Source organism: Novosphingobium sp., assembly GCF_965229225.1.
Taxonomy (GTDB): domain Bacteria; phylum Pseudomonadota; class Alphaproteobacteria; order Sphingomonadales; family Sphingomonadaceae; genus Novosphingobium.
In genome coordinates this window covers 3,278,409-3,293,517 of record NZ_OZ245867.1, presented here as the reverse complement: position 1 = coordinate 3,293,517, position 15,109 = coordinate 3,278,409, and the positions used below count along the sequence as shown (strand labels likewise).

Sequence of the window (15,109 nt, the reverse complement as noted above, 5' to 3'; positions counted from 1 at the left end):
TCACCTGCCGCACCGTTGATCAAAGCCGCCAGCTACCCGCCGCGCGACGATTGCGCCGGCCTGCCGGGCTGGACGGACTTTCGCGCGAAGCTGGAACAGGCGGTAGTGCGGCGCGATGCGGCGGCGCTGGCCGCGCTCGCTGATCCCGCTGTGAAACTCGATTTCGGCGGGGGCTACGGCATCACTGAGTTGAAGAAGCGGCTGACCGACAAGGAATACCGGCTGTGGGACGAGATCGCGGCGGTTCTGCCGCTGGGTTGCAGTTCATCGCCGGTGGAGGGACAGGGCAAGAGCGCCAGCATGCCTTGGATTTTCGAGAGGTCGCCGCAGGACGTCGATCCTTATGCGGCCATGCTGGTCCTTGGCCCCAGTGTCCCGGCTTATGCCAAGCCAAGCTCGGCGTCGGCGGTGGTCGGCACGCTCGATTGGGCGCTGGTAGCGGTCCAGACCTATCCGGAACCAGGCAAACCCCTCGCCAAAGTCACGCTTCCCGATGGCAAGAGCACCGCCTTTGTCGAAACCGCCAAACTGAGAAGCATCATCGACTACCGCGTACAAGCTACGCGCGGGAAAAACGGCTGGCGCATCGACGCAATCATCGGCGGCGATTGAACGGTGGCCGGCTTACCCCCTCCCTTTCGTCATCCCCGCGAATGCGGGGAAGGGGCGTGGGCGATGCGGATGCTCTGGATTTCCGCCTGTGCGGGAATGACGCAGATGGGTTTAGGGCACTTAATCGCCCAGCGCCGCCAGCACCTCATAGGCCAGCACCGCCGCTGCCACCGCCGCGTTGAGGCTGTCGGCGCGGCCCTTCATGGGCATCGTCACGCGCAAATCACAAGCCATTTCGTACTCTTCGGGCAGGCCGCGCGATTCGTTGCCTACCATCACAAAGCACGGCGCCGCATAGGCCGCGCCGCGATAAGGCACCGCCTCCCGCAACGATGCAGCGACAAGCTGGCCTTCGCCCGCACGCAGCCAGCGCTGAAAATCGTCCCACCGCGCCTGCGCCAGCGGCACGGTGAACACCGCGCCCATGCTGGCGCGCACCGCTTCGACCGAGAAAGGATCGGCGCAGTCGTCGAGCAGGATCACGCCGCCTGCCCCCACCGCATCAGCCGTGCGCAGCATCGTGCCGAGATTGCCGGGATCGCGCATGGCCTGCGCGACGAGCCACAGGGGCGCGCGCGTGCGGTCCAGCGCATCCAGCCGGGTATCCCATTCGGCAAACACGCCCGCCACAGCCTGCGGGTTGTCCTTGCCCGTCACCTTGGCGAGCAAATCTTCGGGCATTTCAATCACATCGCCGCCCGCGCGCGCCACCGCCGTCTCCAGCGCATCGAGCAAGGGATGCCCCTCGCGCCCCTCGGCCATCATGAGCAATTCGGGCAGGCGGCCGCTTTCGCGCGCATCGGTCAGCAGGCGCAGCCCTTCGGCGAGGAAGCGGCCCTCGCGCTTGCGGTGCTTCTTTTCGCGCAGGGCGCGGACGGCCTTGATGGTCGGGTTGGAAAACCCGGTGATCTGACGGCGGGTCACAAGCCGCTCAATCTTCGCCGAAGCCGTCCTTGACGAGCCCGGCGACCTTCATCAGCACGCCCTGCGCGTCAGGTCCGGTGACGACGATCTCGACCGAATCACCCTTCGCCGCACCCAGCATCATCAGGCCGAGGATCGAGCCGCCTTGGGCCTCCGTCCCGTCCTTGATCACAAGGACTTCCACCCCATCGGGCAGGCGCGCCACGGCATTGACGAACTTGGCGCTCGCCCGCGCGTGCAGCCCGCGCTGGTTCACGATGAGGACCGTTTCGCGCGCCGTTGCGACATCAGATGAGGTGGCAGCGGCGTCGTCGGTCATGCTCAGGCGTCCTGCCCCAGAAATTCGGATGCAATCGTGATGTAATTGCGCCCGGCATCGCGCGCGGCGGCGGTCGCCTCGCGCACGCCCATCGCGTTGCGGGCCTTGGCGAGGCGGATCAGCATGGGCAGGTTGATGCCCGCGATCACTTCGACCTTGCCCGCTTCCATCAGCGAGATCGCGAGGTTGGACGGTGTGCCGCCGAAAAGGTCGGTGAGGATGATAACGCCCGAGCCGGAATCGACACGGCGGATTGCCTCGGCGATTTCCTTGCGGCGGCGCTCCATATCGTCGTTGGGCCCGATGCAGACAGCAACGATATCCGGCTGGCGGCCAACGACGTGCTCCATCGCATGGATGAATTCATCGGCAAGGGCGCCGTGGGTGACGAGGATGAGACCGATCATGCTTGGCGGTTCATATGAAGGGGTGGCTCCGAAGGGCGACGCGGCGATGTGCCGCGTTCAGGCTGGGCAATTTCGGTCGAGGCTGGTGCCGCATCCGGCTGAATGCCCGATCGGTCCCGCCAACTTCCAGTGCATGCCCATTCCCCCGGTTCCCTGCCTGTCTCCCCGGATGGACGGCAGATGTCTCTTGTTTTCACGTCTGCGCGCCTTCGACCATGTCGGCCGCGCGCGACCCCAGGTTGCGATGCAGCAATGTGGGAGAAAATCCCGCCTCGCGCAAGGCTGAAGCGATCTGTTCGGCCATGAACACCGAACGGTGGCGCCCGCCAGTGCAGCCGAAGGCGATGTTCACATAGGCTTTCCCCTGCGCCTGGAAGCGCGGGAGCAGCAGCAGCAGGAGATCGCGAATCCGCGCGAACGCCTCGCTAAATGCCGGATCTCGGCGGATATATTCGCCGACCGGCGCATCCTTCCCGGACATGGGCCGCAAGACATCGTCCCAATGCGGATTGGCGAGGAAACGCATGTCGAACACGAGATCCGCCAGCGGCGGCGTGCCGCGCGAAAAGCCGAAGCTGCTGATGGTGAGCGTGGTGCGCTGCGGCGTGTGGCTGCCGAACTGTTCGCGAATCGCCTGCTGCAGATCGTTGGTCGAAAAATCGGTGGTGGAGATCACCACATCCGCCCAGCGGCGCAGCGGCTCGAGCAGTTCGCGCTCCGCGGCGATGCCGGTGGCGGCGGGCTTGTCCTCGCTCATCGGATGGCGGCGGCGGGTTTCGTTGTAGCGGCGTTCAAGCTCGGACCCGCCGCAATCCAGAAACAGCGTGGTGAGCGCGAGATCGCCGCGCGATGTGAGCCGCTTGACCCGCTCGATCGTCTTGGCGGGATCGAAGCCGCGGGTGCGCGTATCGAAACCGATCGCGAGCGGTGAACCCGCATCCAGCTGCGCCGAGCCCGGCTCGGTCTCCAGCAAACGGTCGAGCAGGCGGATCGGGAAGTTGTCGATGGCTTCCCAGCCCATGTCTTCCAGCGTGCGCAGCGCGGTGGTCTTGCCGGCGCCGAGTACGCCGGTGACGAGCAGGATGCGCTGCCGCGCTTGTTCCGGTTCCGACTCAGCCGACATGGCAGGTGGTGTGCGCCAGCCGAGGCGCGAAGGAAAGACCGCTTGGGTGCAACGGACGTGGGTAAGCGCGCGGCTCTGTTCCGCTTTGCGACATCCGGCTCAATCGACGAGGCCGAATGTGCGCAAGGCCAGTTCGGCGCGCAGATGGAGGACAGGGCTGTCTGGCCAGAGCTGAACCTGGGGGATCAACGCGCCGTGGCGGGTGACGACTTCGGCATCCTCGATGAAGCGCGGGCCCTCGCGGTCGAGCGCAATCACCAGCGCGACCGGCACGCCGCGCGCGGTGGGCATGGTAACGAGGCCAAGGCCGCGCACCTCGATCAGGCCGGCTGTTTCGGGCACCGGGCTGGCCAGCAGCCGCGCGCCATCGCGTTCGAGCGTGACGCCATCATCCCCCACCAGCACCGCCCCGCGATCAATCAGCGCGAGCGCGAGGCTCGATTTGCCCGCACCCGGCGGTCCCTCGATCAGCACTGCGCGGCCTTCGATGGCGACGCAGGTGGCCAGATGCTTGATCGCCTGCTTCACTCCTCATCCTCCCCGGCCATCGGCAATTCAAGCACCAGCTGCGCGCCGTGCTCGCCGCCGGGGCGGTCGGTGATGGTGAGCGAGCCTTCGTGCGCCTCGGCAATCGTGCGCGCGATGGCGAGACCAAGGCCGCTGTGCGCGCCGAACGCCTCGCTGGCGGGGCGCACCGAATGGAAGCGCTCGAACACCTTCTCGCGCTCGGCCGGGGGAACGCCGGGACCATCGTCGCAGACGGCGAGGAAGACGCGGCCCTCGCTGCCCCAGACGACCACTTCAACGGCGCCGCCGGGCGGGGAGAAAGAGACCGCATTGTCGAGCAGGTTCTCGAGCACACGTTCGAGCTGCAGGGCATCGCCGCGCACCATGGCGTTGCCGCCACCGCGCACCATGCGGATCGGGCAGGCCTCACGGTCGGGCCGCGCACCGCGCGCGCCGACAACATCTCCGGCTAGCCCCGCCAGATCGAGCGGGGCGAATGTGGCCCGGCTCAATTGCGCATCGATGCGGCTGGCATCGGCGATTTCGGTGATGAGGCGGTCGATCCGCTGGACATCGTGCGCGGCAATTGCGGCCAATTGCTGGCGCAGCGCCGGGTCGTCCACTTTCTCCATGGTTTCGAGCGCACTCGAAAGCGAGGCCAGGGGGTTCTTGAGCTCGTGCGCGACATCGGCGGCGAAGCTTTCGACCGCATCGATGCGCTGGCGCAGCGCGGTGGTCATATCGGAGAAGGCGCGGGCGAGCAGGCCGATCTCGTCGCCGCGTTCGGGCAGGCGCGGCACCACCACGGCGCGATCACGCCCGAGCCGTACGCGCACCGCCGCGCGAACCAGCGCCCGCAGTGGCTGGACGATCGTGCGCGCAAGAAACAGCGAGAGCTGGATCGAGAGCAGGAAAGCGACGCCGATGATGATCCCCAGCGACTGGCGCGCATCGCGGACCGACTGGGTGACATCGGTCGCGTTGCGCAGCGCAAGCAGCATCTCGCCATCCGTCCCGACCGGGGTCGCGGCGGTGATCACCGGGGTGCGATCGGGGGCGTATCGCAAGTAGACCTCGGTCGCCCGTGCGGTGCGGGCGCGCGCGATCTCCGGCCAGTTGGCCGCGCCCGTCTCGGGCGGTTCGCGGTAGCGCTCGATCACAGGGGCGCCGACGATGAAATCCACGCCGCGATCGAGCAGCCGCGCGGCGGTGGTGTACCAGGCCTCCTTGTCCGGATCGGCGAAGGCGAAGGGCGGCGGGGCGAGGCGGAAGCTGTCCGCGATCAGGCCGCCTTTCGCGTCATACAGCGTGAGGCGCAGTTTCTGCGCAACGCCGATTTCGGCAAGCACTTCGCGGGCCTTGGCCGGGCGCGCTTCGGTGAGCGCGGTGGCGGCAATCTCCGCTTCGGCGCGGGCCAGCTTGAAGCGTTCGGCGAGCAGCTGCTTGCGGTAGCTGTCGAGGTAGAAGAACGAGCCGGCCAGCAGCGCCAGCGCAATGCCGTTGACCGCGAGAATGCGCACCGTGAGCGAGACACCGCGCACGCGCCAGGTGCGGCGACGCTGACCCGCACGGGCGGACTCGGGCGCCAGATCAGGAATCGGTGAAACTGTATCCGGCGCCATAGAGCGTCTCGATGGCGGCAAATTCGGCGTCTGCCGCGCGGAACTTGCGCCGCAGCCGTTTGATGTGGCTATCGATGGTGCGGTCGTCGACGAAGACGTCGTCGTGGTAGGCCGCGTCCATCAGCTGGTTGCGCGTCTTGACCACGCCGGGGCGCAGCGCGAGCGCCTCGAGGATCAGGAATTCGGTGACGGTGAGCGAAACCGCCGCGTCATCCCAGGTCACCGTATGGCGTGCCGGATCCATCACGAGGCGGCCGCGGCGGATCGGCTCGGGCAGCGGCTGCGCCTCCTCGCCCGGCTCGGCCGGCCCCGCCGCATCGCTGCGGGCGATTTCGGAGCGGCGCAGGATTGCACGGATGCGGGCGATCAGCAGGCGCTGGCTGAACGGCTTGGCGATGTAGTCGTCCGCCCCCATCGCAAGACCGAGCGCCTCATCGCCTTCCGCATCCTTGCTGGTGAGGAAGATGACCGGAAGCTGGCTCTTCTCGCGCAGGCGACTGAGCAGTTCGAGCCCGTCCATGCGCGGCATCTTGATATCGCAGATGGCCAGGTCCGGCGGATTTTCGATCAGTGCCTTCAGCGCGGCGGCACCATCATAATAAAGGCGGGTGGCAAAGCCTTCGGCCTGCAGCGCGATCGAGACGGTGGTGAGAATGTTCCGGTCATCGTCCACCAGCGCGATCACGCGGGGATCATCGCCGCTGCGCGCGGGCGCGCGGAGCGCGGAGGGAGCCGGAGATTGCGATGCGTCGGACAGGGCGGCTTCCGGTCTGGCTGGCGGCGAGGCAGGGCCCAATCGATTACCGGTTCACCTCGCGGCTGGCAACCGGTGCGGGAACCGGTCGGGTTTGCGGTGCAGTTGTACGCGGTGCAACTTGCTGCGCAAAAAACTTGGTTGCCGCGAGGACATTTGACGCAGCATGGCCGGGTGGCTATGCGCCAAAACGGACTCAGCGCATTCGTATGCAAAACAGCAGCGGATTCGCCGGCGGACGAAAGCATCTGGGTGTGATTGCAACGCGGGGCCCTGCCTCGCCCGGAGCCCCAACCGGCCCGGGCAACTGGCAGACCTGCCATGGGAGACCGATCTGTGTCTGATACCGCATTGAACGTGAGCCTGGCCGAACAGGGCCTTCCCGAGCCGGCACAGATCTTTGCCAACCTCGGCACCGCGCCGCTGGTCGAGCATGCGATCCGCAATGGCGAAGGCGTGCTTTCGGCGGACGGCCCGTTCGTCGTGGCTACCGGCAAGCACACCGGTCGCAGCGCGAAGGACAAGTTCTTCGTCCGCGATGCCGAGACCGAAGACACCGTGTGGTGGGGCAAGACCAACGTCAGCATGACGCCCGAGCAGTTCGCCGTGCTCAAGGCGGATTTCCTTGGCCATTTCGGCGGGCTCGACAAGGCCTATGTCGCAGACTTGTTCGGCGGGTCGCAGCCCGAATATCGCGTTTCGGTGCGCGTGATCACCCAGTTCGCCTGGCATTCGCAGTTCATCCGCACCCTGCTGGTGCGCCCGACGGCGGAAGAACTGGCGAGCTTCGCCCCCGAGTACACGATCATCGATATCCCGAGCTTCCGCGCCGATCCCGCGCGCCACGGCTGCCGGAGCGAGACGGTGGTTGCGGTGAACCTCTCCGAGAAGCTCATCCTCATCGGCGGCACCGCCTATGCGGGCGAGATGAAGAAGTCGGTCTTCGGCATTCTCAACTATCTGCTGCCGGTGCAGGGTGTCATGCCGATGCACTGCTCGGCGAATATCGGTGCCGACGGGACAACGGCTGTGTTCTTCGGGCTTTCGGGCACCGGCAAGACCACCCTTTCGGCGGACGCGAGCCGCACCCTCATCGGTGATGACGAGCATGGCTGGTCGGACACGGCGGTCTTCAACTTCGAAGGCGGCTGCTATGCCAAGATGATCCGTCTCTCGGCAGAGGCCGAGCCGGAAATCTTCGCGACGACCAAGCGTTTCGGCACGATCCTTGAGAACGTCGTGATCGATCCGGAAACCCGGAAGATCGACCTCGACGATGCCTCGCTCGCCGAGAACAGCCGCGGTTCCTACCCGATCGACTTCATCCCGAACGCGAGCGAGAAGAACCTCGGCCCCGTGCCCGCCAACATCATCTTCCTCACCGCCGATGCCTACGGCGTGCTCCCCCCGATCGCGCGGCTGACGCCCGATCAGGCGATGTACCACTTCCTTTCGGGCTACACCGCGCGCGTTGCGGGCACCGAAATCGGCGTGACCGAACCGGAAGCGACGTTCAGCACCTGCTTCGGCGCACCGTTCATGCCGCGCCATCCCTCGATCTACGGCAACCTGCTCAAGGAGCGCATCGCCAAGGGCGGCGTGAAGTGCTGGCTGGTCAACACCGGCTGGTCGGGCGGCCTTGCCACGATGCCGGGGATCAAGCGCATGCCGATCAAGGCGACCCGCGCGCTGCTCAACGCCGCGCTCGACGGCAGCCTCAACAGCGCCGACTTCCGCATCGATCCCAACTTCGGCTTCGAAGTGCCGGTGGCTGTACCGGGCGTGGACACTGCGCTGCTCGATCCGCGCGGCGCCTGGGCCGACGGCGAAGCCTATGACCGCACCGCGGCAGAGCTGGTGCGCAAGTTCATCGACAACTTCGCGCAGTTCGCCGACCACGTCGACGAAAGCGTACGCAACGCGGCACCGATTGCGGCATAAGCAAGAAGACGACAATCCTATCTGGCGTGAGGCCTCGCCCTGTGCGAGGCCTCTTTTTTTTGTGCCGGTGTCGGCCAGTCGTTGCTGTCGCAATGACGACGGCGGGGGTAAGGGCGCGCTTCTCGTTCCAAAAGGTGTTCTCCCATGTCCGCGCATTCGATCCGACTTTTTGCCGATGATGCGGCGGTGCGCCATGTGGGCGAAGGGCTGCTCGCGCGCACTTTGCCCAAGCCGGAGTGGACGCACGAGGCACATTTGGCCGCGTGCCTCTGGCTGATCCGCGAGCGGCCGGACTTTGCACCCGAGCAGGACCTGCCCGGAACCATCCGCGCCTACAACGTGGCGGTCGGCGGCGAGAACACCGATGGCGCGGGCTATCACGAGACACTGACCCAGCTCTACATCAAGGGCGTGCGCGCCTTTGCGGATACGCTGACGGAGGGGACATCGCTGGTCGGCGCGGTGAACGCGCTGCTCGAAAGCGAGATCGGCGACCGCGAGTGGCCGCTGTGCTTCTATTCGAAGGAGCGCCTGTTCAGCGTGGAAGCGCGGCGCGGATGGGTGGAGCCGGATCTGGCGGCGGTTTCGGAATAAAGGGTTCGCGCAGAGATCGCAGAGGCGCGGAGATGTAGCGCTTTGCGGCAAGGCCGCTCTCCTCTTTTGCACTGCGATGATAACAAAGGCCTGCGGCCGGGCACACCCTCTTTGCGCCTCTGCGATCCCTGCGATCTCTGCGCGAAAAATCCGTCTACCCTCACCCCGTCCGGCGCGGGACGAAGGGATAAGTCCGCCGCTCGATCACTTCCTGCACCGCGCGGTGGGCTTCCTGGATCGCGGCATCGGTGTGCGGGCTCGCCGCCGCATCGCTGTTGGCGATGCTGACGAGGCCGAAGGGCTGGCGCCCCACCACGCAAGGGCGGTTCGGGCTCTCACTGTAAACCCAATCCACCGGATCGTAGATCGAGTTGTAGGTATAGGAGTAACCGTGGCCCCAGCGGTTCACGGTGATCCCGGCAATATCACGCGCGGCATCGAAGCCCGCAGCCCCCAGCATGCGCTGCAATTGCCGCCGCGTCTCGCGCTCGAAAGTCTCGAAGCTCATCGCCAGCAGTTCGGCGCGGCCGACGCGGTGCTGGTCACGCCGGGGAAGGCCGGGCTTGTTCATATATTTGACGAGGTGGAGCACCACCGGCTCGTCAGGCGATTGCGGGTGCTTCAAGTCGCCAAGGCTGACCGCTTCGGTGAGGCCGACTTCCTGATGAAACATCGTCGGGCAATGGAAATTCGCCGCGCCCAGCTTCGCGAAGGGCCGCCAGTTGGTGACCGCGACGCTGGTGTAGACCATCGGGCCCTTCACCCCATACGCGAGCGCATCCTTCTGCGCGGCGGGCAGTTCGGGCATCATGTAGGGGATCGCCATGTTCCAGCAGGCCATGATCACGGCCTTGCCCCGCACTTCGACGAGCTTTCCCTGCTTGGCATAATGCACCGCCACATCGCCCGCCGAAGCGGGATCGCCGCGATGCGCGACATTGAGGACGACGCTGGAGAGGCGAATTCGGGTGGGCGTACCGGGCCGGTCGAGCGCACCGTAGTCGATCACGGCCGTGCCCATGTCCTCCTGCGTGCGGGCCGCCGTCGCCTCTGGCACCAGCTTGGAAACCAGCAGCCGCGCCAGCGTCGCGTTGCCATCGGGGAAGTGGATCGACTTCTCGCCCTCGCGCTGGCGGCCGTGCTGGCCGCCGGGGAGATCGGCGAAGAGGTCCGCCGGCACTTCGCCCAGCGCCATGCCGGAAAAGCCGGGGTAGCCTTGCACCCATGCAAACAGCGCGGGCACGGCATCGCCGCCGACGCAGAAGCTCGCCATGCCGATGTTCTGGAACAGCCAGTAGACCTGCGGATCGACGCCGACTTTCTCGGTGAGGAACTCCTTGTAGGAATGGCGGGCGAGCCAGTCCTTCTTGGCGGCCTGATCGAGGCCCGGCAGATAATCGGGCTGCGGCTTGGCGAAGAGGCGGGCGAGATCGCCGCGCGCCTTGGGGCCAAGGGGCGCCTTCTCCAGCTTCTCGGGCTCGATCGCACCGCCACGCCAGCCGCCGCCCATGGCGAGGACCACGTCCCTACCGCCGAAGGTCTCGGCATCGAAGACCATGCCGTGGCCCATGCCGAGCGACTTGTAGAGCCCCGCGTTGGCCGTGTTGTCCCGCTCGTATCGCGCGATATCGACGCCAATGTCATCGAGCAGCACGCGCGACCACTTGTCGTACCGGCTCGGGCTTTCGATGTTGAGCGTGCCGCCGTTGCAGACGAGCAGGCGGCCACCCACAGTGAATTCGTTGCGCTTGGCGTGCCCGCCGAAATCGTCGTGGTTGTCGAGCACCAGCACTTTCGCGCCGGGGCCGACACGCTTCTGGAAGAAGTGCGCAGCCGACAAACCAGAGAGGCCGCCGCCAACCACGATCAGGTCATAGACCTCGCCGCTGTTCTCGGCGTCGGCCAGCTTGAGCGTGCCATCGCGCAGCATATGCGCCGCCTCGAACGTCCCGGCGTGCGAGCCGCGCATGCCCTGCCGCGCGGGGGGATAGGGATTGGGATCGATCTCCGGCGTCATGACGGCCTTGGCGCGGGGCGCGGCGGCGAACGATGTGCCGGGAATGCCGGCGGCCAGCGTCCCAGCGGCGACTCCGTTCACGAAATCGCGCCGGCTGATGGCGCGGTCCATTCCCAGCTGCCGATCTTCGCTCTTCATGTCGTTTGCCCCCTGCATGGCCCCAGCTGCGCAGCTTTGCGCTGCAAGGGGAGCTTGTCCAGCCTTCCTCCCGATTTCAGGGGAACCTCAGGCGTTGAAAGCAGGCAGGGCGCGCAGCAGGTTATAGGCCTCGACCACCGCCTGAAGGCGGCCCTCATAGGCCCGGTCGCCGCCATTGCGATCGGGGTGGAAGCGGCGGACGAGCTGCGAATAGCGCGCCCGCAGTGCCTTGCGATCCGCATCGAAGCCGAGGCCCATGGTTTCGTAGGCCTTGCGCTCCTCCGGCCCGATGCCGCGCCGCGCCGCTTCCTGCCGGTGCAACGCATCCTCGCGGCGCGCCTTGGCGCGCTGGGCGATAGCATCGAGCGGATCGGCAAAATCGTTCCAGCGCGGGGCCTGATCGATCCCGGCGGTCGGGCGGAAGGCACGCGTCTCGGTCGCCCAACCGGCCAGCGGAGACTGCGCCGCCATGATTTCCTCCGGCGTCATGCCCTTGAAGAAATCGTAGCCCGCGTTGAACTGGCGCACGTGTTCCAGGCACATCCAGCGATAGTCGCCCGGACCATCGGCTCCTGCCGCACGAGCGCCGGGCGCGCGGAACTCGCCCGGTTCGCTGCAACCCGGGGCAGCACATTGCCGTCCGGTGCCCTGCACCCGGCCATGGAAGCGATCATGTCTCATTCGGCTTTTCACATGGAGATGGATCGGCCAAGATGGAAGCCATGACCGGACCCCTTGCCCAAGAAATCACCCAGCTTCTCACCGAAGCCCTCGCCCCCGAACTCATCGCCGTGATCAACGACAGCGCCAGCCATAGCGGCCACATGGGCGATGATGGATCGGGCGAATCGCACTTCACCGTGGAGATCACCAGCGCGCAGTTCAACGGCGTTTCGCGCGTGATGCGCCAGCGCATGGTCAACGCCGCGCTGGGGGATATTCCGGGGCAGCGCGTCCATGCGCTTGCGATCAAGGCCCGCGCACCCGGTGAGTGATGAGGCGGTGCGTAATGCCCCGCGGCGCGTCCGCAGGGCCGCGCGGATCCTGCTGATGGACGAGCACGATCGCTTGCTGCTGATCCGCTTTGCCCCGCCCACGCGCCGCGCATTCTGGTGCGGGGTGGGCGGCGAGTGCGACCCGGGCGAGGATTTCCACGCTGCGGCGGTGCGCGAACTGTTTGAGGAGACCGGGCTCAGCGTGGAAAGCTGCGGCACCGAGATCGCACAGCGCACCGATGATTTCATCACGCTGGAGGGCGAGCCCGTGACCTCAGACGAGCGCTTCTTCCGTGTGCGCACCACCAGCTTCACGCCCGATCCTGCCGGGCACACCGCACTTGAACGCGAACTGATCAAGGAATTCCGCTGGTTTGCCGCCGCCGAACTGGCACAATGGCACGAACCGGTGTTTCCGGTGAACATCCTTGAGCTGCTTCAGGCGGAGGTATCGCCATGAGTGAAACGTCAGGTGGGCCTGTGATGCAAACCCTGACCCCGGTGACGCACGATCTGGGCGCTTTTCAGGTGCGCCGCGTGCTGCCCGCGCGTGAGCGCACGATGGTCGGCCCGTTCATCTTCGTCGACCAGTTCGGTCCCGCCGTGCTGCCCACGGGCACGGCGATGGATGTGCGGCCGCACCCGCATATCAACCTTGCCACCGTCACCTGGCTGTTCGGGGGCAAGTATGCGGGCGCGATCGACCACCGCGACAGCCTCGGCACGTTCGCCACGATCCGCCCCGGTCAGGTCAACCTGATGACGGCGGGGCGCGGCATCGTTCATTCCGAGCGCAGCCCTGCATCGGAGCGAGAAGGCAGCCCGGCGCTCTATGGCATGCAGACCTGGCTGGCGCTGCCCGACGGGCGCGAGGATATCGACCCTGCCTTCGAGCAGCAGGCGGACCTGCCGCTGATCGAGGACGGCTGCACCACCGCGCGGGTGATCATGGGCACGCTCTGGGGCAAGACCGCGCCGACCACGCAGCACAGCCAGACGATCTATGCCGAGATCCTGTTCGCACCCGGCGGCGCGATCCCCATCGACGCTGCGGCGGACGAGCGCGCGGTCATGCTGGTGGGCGGCGAAGCCAGCGTCGATGGCGTGCCGCTCGCGCTCTACAGCCTCGCGGTGCTGGCGCCGGGCACGGCGCTGAAGCTATCCTCCGAAGGCGGCGGGCGCGTGATGCTGCTTGGCGGAGAGGCTTTTACCACGCAGCGCCATGTCTGGTGGAATTTCGTGAGCTCAAGCCGCGAGCGGATCACGCAGGCCAAGCACGATTGGGATGAAGGGCGCTTTCCCAAGGTGCCGGGGGACGAGGACGAGTTCATCCCCCTGCCCAAGGTGCCCAACACGCGCGCCAATCTTTAGATCAGAATACAAGAGGGAGAGACGTACATGGCATTTGCCGGAGAGGTGGCATGGATCACCGGGGCATCATCGGGGATCGGCGCGGCAATGGCGCGCGCGCTGGCGGCGGAAGGCGCGCATGTGATCCTGTCGGGCCGGAACGAGGAGGCACTGGCGGAAGTCGCGGCGGACTGCGCCATCGGCAATGCCACCGCCCTCGTTCTGCCATTCGAAGCGACCGACCATCCGGCCGGCCTTGCGGCAGCGGAGCAGGCCTGGGCCTGGGCGGCAGAGCGCAGCGGCGGGATCGACATCCTCTTCAACAACGCAGGGATCTCGCAGCGCAGCCTCGCCATTGATACCGACTACACTGTCTATGAACGGATCATCGCGGTCGATCTTCTCGCCCCCATCGCGCTGACGCAGGCGGTGCTGGGCCGCATGGTGGCGCGCGGCAAGGGCCGCATCGCAATGGTTTCGAGCGTGGCGGGCAAAGTCGGCGTGCCGATGCGCACAGCCTACAGCGCAGCCAAGTTCGGCCTGATCGGCTATGCCAATGCGCTGCGCACCGAAGTGACCGGCGAGGGGCTGCAGGTCCATGTCATCGCGCCGGGCTCGGTCCGCACCAATGTCTCGCGCAATGCGCTCAATGCCGATGGCAGCCGCCGGGGCGTGAGCGACAAGGCGATCGACAAGGGCCTCGATCCGGCTGATGCAGCCGCGGCGATCCTTGCCGCCATGGCCGCCGGGGAGCGCGAGATCATCGTCGCGCGCGGGTTCGAACAGGAGATCGGCGAAGCCTGCCGCACGCCTGAAGCCATCTTCGACAAGATGGCCGCGATGGTGGCAGATGGCTATGCGAAGAAGATGGAGCAGGCCAGTGTCGAGTGAACTGACGCGCGTGAAGCTCGCCAACGGAATCGAGCTCGATGTGGTGGATGTCGGCCCGCGCGATGCGCCCGCGCTGATGTTCCTCCACGGCTTTCCCGAATCGCATCGCACCTGGCGGCACCAGATCGCGCACCTTTCGGGCCGTTTCCGTTGCATCGCGCCAGACCAGCGCGGCTATCGCGGCTCGTCGAAGCCCGAGGGCGCGGAGAACTACACGCCCGACAAGCTGATCGGCGATATCTTCCTCCTCGCCGATGCGCTGGGTGTGGGGCAGTTTACCGTTCTGGGCCACGATTGGGGCGGCGCGATTGCCTGGGGTGTAGCGCTGATGGGACAGGGCACGCGGGTGACGCGCGCGGTGGTCGCCAATGCCCCGCATCCGGCTATCTTCCAGAAGCTGCTCTGGCTCGATCCCGTCCAGCGCGGCGCGAGCCAGTATATGCGCGCCTTCCGCGATACCGCCCACGATCCGCTGGTGCGCGAACACGGCCTCGGTGCGCTGCTCATGCAAGCGCTCGATTGGGGCGACCGCGCGCCGGTGATGGAAGAGGAAGAGCGCGCGGCGCTGCTGAAGGACTGGTCGAACCCGGACAGTGCGATCGCCATGCTCAACTGGTACCGCGCAAGCCCGATGGATGTGCCGACGATGGACGCGCCTTTCGCGCTGCCCGAAGGCTATGCCCCGCCGCCGCTGCCGCCGCTCGGCATCCCGACGCTGGTGATCTGGGCGATGGACGACATGGCCCTGCCGCCCTCGAACCTTGAGGGGCTGGACGCGATGATCCCGAATCTGACCGTGGTGCAAGTGCCCGATTGCGGCCACTTCGTGCCGTGGGAAGCGCCCGGGAAGGTCAACGCCGCGTTGGATGCGTTTCTGGGGTAATTGACCAACGCCAATCACCCCGGTTCCGTTCG

At 66.5% G+C, this 15,109-nt stretch carries 17 protein-coding genes; 8 read left to right on the top strand and 9 right to left on the bottom strand.

The features are described from left to right. Nucleotides 1-15 precede the first annotated feature (15 nt). On the top strand, nt 16-612 hold the full coding sequence (locus ACO06X_RS15380) for a hypothetical protein (RefSeq protein WP_421837094.1): 597 nt from the start codon (nt 16-18) through the stop codon (nt 610-612). 120 nt (nt 613-732) lie between these two features. Here ACO06X_RS15380 and ACO06X_RS15375 read toward each other — a convergent pair whose 3' ends face one another. From ACO06X_RS15375 to ACO06X_RS15345, 7 genes are all read right to left on the bottom strand, one after another. Next, entirely contained in the window at nt 733-1,536 is an 804-nt protein-coding gene (locus ACO06X_RS15375; RefSeq protein ID WP_421837093.1) for a TrmH family RNA methyltransferase, read from the bottom strand. A 7-nt stretch (nt 1,537-1,543) separates the two neighbouring features. Beyond that, complete coding sequence (locus ACO06X_RS15370) at nt 1,544-1,855, bottom strand: HPr family phosphocarrier protein (protein WP_421837092.1); 312 nt, start codon at nt 1,853-1,855, stop codon at nt 1,544-1,546. Nucleotides 1,856-1,857: 2 nt separating this feature from the next. Beyond that, nucleotides 1,858-2,262: a PTS sugar transporter subunit IIA gene (locus ACO06X_RS15365; protein ID WP_298172395.1), complete on the bottom strand. Its 405-nt coding sequence runs from the start codon at nt 2,260-2,262 to the stop codon at nt 1,858-1,860. 193 nt (nt 2,263-2,455) lie between these two features. Further along, nucleotides 2,456-3,385, bottom strand: coding sequence for an RNase adapter RapZ (gene rapZ, locus ACO06X_RS15360; protein WP_421837091.1), 930 nt, complete (start codon nt 3,383-3,385; stop codon nt 2,456-2,458). 99 nt (nt 3,386-3,484) lie between these two features. Next, nucleotides 3,485-3,913, bottom strand: coding sequence for an HPr kinase/phosphorylase (locus tag ACO06X_RS15355; protein WP_421837090.1), 429 nt, complete (start codon nt 3,911-3,913; stop codon nt 3,485-3,487). Then, nucleotides 3,910-5,514: a stimulus-sensing domain-containing protein gene (locus ACO06X_RS15350; RefSeq protein WP_421837089.1), complete on the bottom strand. Its 1,605-nt coding sequence runs from the start codon at nt 5,512-5,514 to the stop codon at nt 3,910-3,912. Before ACO06X_RS15350 ends, ACO06X_RS15355 begins: the two co-directional genes overlap by 4 nt. Next, on the bottom strand, nt 5,483-6,199 hold the full coding sequence (locus tag ACO06X_RS15345) for a response regulator transcription factor (RefSeq protein ID WP_298172407.1): 717 nt from the start codon (nt 6,197-6,199) through the stop codon (nt 5,483-5,485). Before ACO06X_RS15345 ends, ACO06X_RS15350 begins: the two co-directional genes overlap by 32 nt. 405 nt (nt 6,200-6,604) lie before the next feature. Between ACO06X_RS15345 and ACO06X_RS15340 the strand changes: the two genes are divergently transcribed. Next, nucleotides 6,605-8,209, top strand: a complete 1,605-nt coding sequence (locus ACO06X_RS15340; protein WP_421837088.1) for a phosphoenolpyruvate carboxykinase — start codon at nt 6,605-6,607, stop codon at nt 8,207-8,209. 144 nt (nt 8,210-8,353) lie between these two features. Continuing rightward, the gene (locus ACO06X_RS15335) at nt 8,354-8,803 is read left to right on the top strand and encodes a hypothetical protein (RefSeq protein ID WP_421837087.1); all 450 of its coding nucleotides are present in this window, start codon (nt 8,354-8,356) and stop codon (nt 8,801-8,803) included. A 160-nt stretch (nt 8,804-8,963) separates the two neighbouring features. Here the strand turns inward: ACO06X_RS15335 and ACO06X_RS15330 are convergent, their stop codons facing one another. Together ACO06X_RS15330 and ACO06X_RS15325 are read right to left on the bottom strand one after the other, a co-directional pair. Continuing rightward, nucleotides 8,964-10,958, bottom strand: a complete 1,995-nt coding sequence (locus ACO06X_RS15330) for an NAD(P)-binding protein (RefSeq protein ID WP_421837086.1) — start codon at nt 10,956-10,958, stop codon at nt 8,964-8,966. 87 nt (nt 10,959-11,045) lie between these two features. Then, nucleotides 11,046-11,639, bottom strand: a complete 594-nt coding sequence (locus ACO06X_RS15325) for a J domain-containing protein (RefSeq protein ID WP_421837085.1) — start codon at nt 11,637-11,639, stop codon at nt 11,046-11,048. Between the two features lie 41 nt (nt 11,640-11,680). Here ACO06X_RS15325 and ACO06X_RS15320 point away from each other — a divergent pair, with 41 nt between their 5' ends. The 5 genes from ACO06X_RS15320 to ACO06X_RS15300 are packed head-to-tail and all read left to right on the top strand — an operon-like array spanning nt 11,681 to nt 15,077. Continuing rightward, a complete protein-coding gene (locus ACO06X_RS15320) occupies nt 11,681-11,953 on the top strand; it encodes a BolA family protein (RefSeq protein WP_421837084.1) in 273 nt (90 codons plus the stop codon). Next, complete coding sequence (locus ACO06X_RS15315) at nt 11,916-12,413, top strand: NUDIX hydrolase (protein ID WP_421837083.1); 498 nt, start codon at nt 11,916-11,918, stop codon at nt 12,411-12,413. Before ACO06X_RS15320 ends, ACO06X_RS15315 begins: the two co-directional genes overlap by 38 nt. 23 nt (nt 12,414-12,436) lie before the next feature. After that, nucleotides 12,437-13,324 (top strand): pirin family protein, encoded by an 888-nt coding sequence (locus ACO06X_RS15310; RefSeq protein ID WP_421837082.1) that lies wholly within the window; start codon nt 12,437-12,439, stop codon nt 13,322-13,324. Nucleotides 13,325-13,351: 27 nt separating this feature from the next. After that, nucleotides 13,352-14,194: an SDR family NAD(P)-dependent oxidoreductase gene (locus ACO06X_RS15305; RefSeq protein WP_421837081.1), complete on the top strand. Its 843-nt coding sequence runs from the start codon at nt 13,352-13,354 to the stop codon at nt 14,192-14,194. Further along, a complete protein-coding gene (locus ACO06X_RS15300) occupies nt 14,160-15,077 on the top strand; it encodes an alpha/beta fold hydrolase (protein ID WP_421839927.1) in 918 nt (305 codons plus the stop codon). The genes ACO06X_RS15305 and ACO06X_RS15300 overlap by 35 nt, the downstream gene beginning before the upstream one ends. Nucleotides 15,078-15,109 lie beyond the last annotated feature (32 nt).

Excerpts from the sequence above, each read along its gene's own strand:
- ACO06X_RS15370 (WP_421837092.1), bottom strand. The coding sequence starts at position 1,855 with ATGACCGACGACGCCGCTGCCACCTCATCTGATGTCGCAACGGCGCGC.
- ACO06X_RS15365 (WP_298172395.1), bottom strand. The coding sequence starts at position 2,262 with ATGATCGGTCTCATCCTCGTCACCCACGGCGCCCTTGCCGATGAATTC.
- rapZ (WP_421837091.1), bottom strand. The coding sequence starts at position 3,385 with ATGTCGGCTGAGTCGGAACCGGAACAAGCGCGGCAGCGCATCCTGCTC.
- ACO06X_RS15350 (WP_421837089.1), bottom strand. The coding sequence starts at position 5,514 with ATGGCGCCGGATACAGTTTCACCGATTCCTGATCTGGCGCCCGAGTCC.
- ACO06X_RS15335 (WP_421837087.1), top strand. The coding sequence starts at position 8,354 with ATGTCCGCGCATTCGATCCGACTTTTTGCCGATGATGCGGCGGTGCGC.
- ACO06X_RS15330 (WP_421837086.1), bottom strand. The coding sequence starts at position 10,958 with ATGAAGAGCGAAGATCGGCAGCTGGGAATGGACCGCGCCATCAGCCGG.
- ACO06X_RS15325 (WP_421837085.1), bottom strand. The coding sequence starts at position 11,639 with ATGAGACATGATCGCTTCCATGGCCGGGTGCAGGGCACCGGACGGCAA.
- ACO06X_RS15320 (WP_421837084.1), top strand. The coding sequence starts at position 11,681 with ATGACCGGACCCCTTGCCCAAGAAATCACCCAGCTTCTCACCGAAGCC.
- ACO06X_RS15315 (WP_421837083.1), top strand. The coding sequence starts at position 11,916 with ATGCGCTTGCGATCAAGGCCCGCGCACCCGGTGAGTGATGAGGCGGTG.
- ACO06X_RS15310 (WP_421837082.1), top strand. The coding sequence starts at position 12,437 with ATGCAAACCCTGACCCCGGTGACGCACGATCTGGGCGCTTTTCAGGTG.
- ACO06X_RS15305 (WP_421837081.1), top strand. The coding sequence starts at position 13,352 with ATGGCATTTGCCGGAGAGGTGGCATGGATCACCGGGGCATCATCGGGG.
- ACO06X_RS15300 (WP_421839927.1), top strand. The coding sequence starts at position 14,160 with ATGCGAAGAAGATGGAGCAGGCCAGTGTCGAGTGAACTGACGCGCGTG.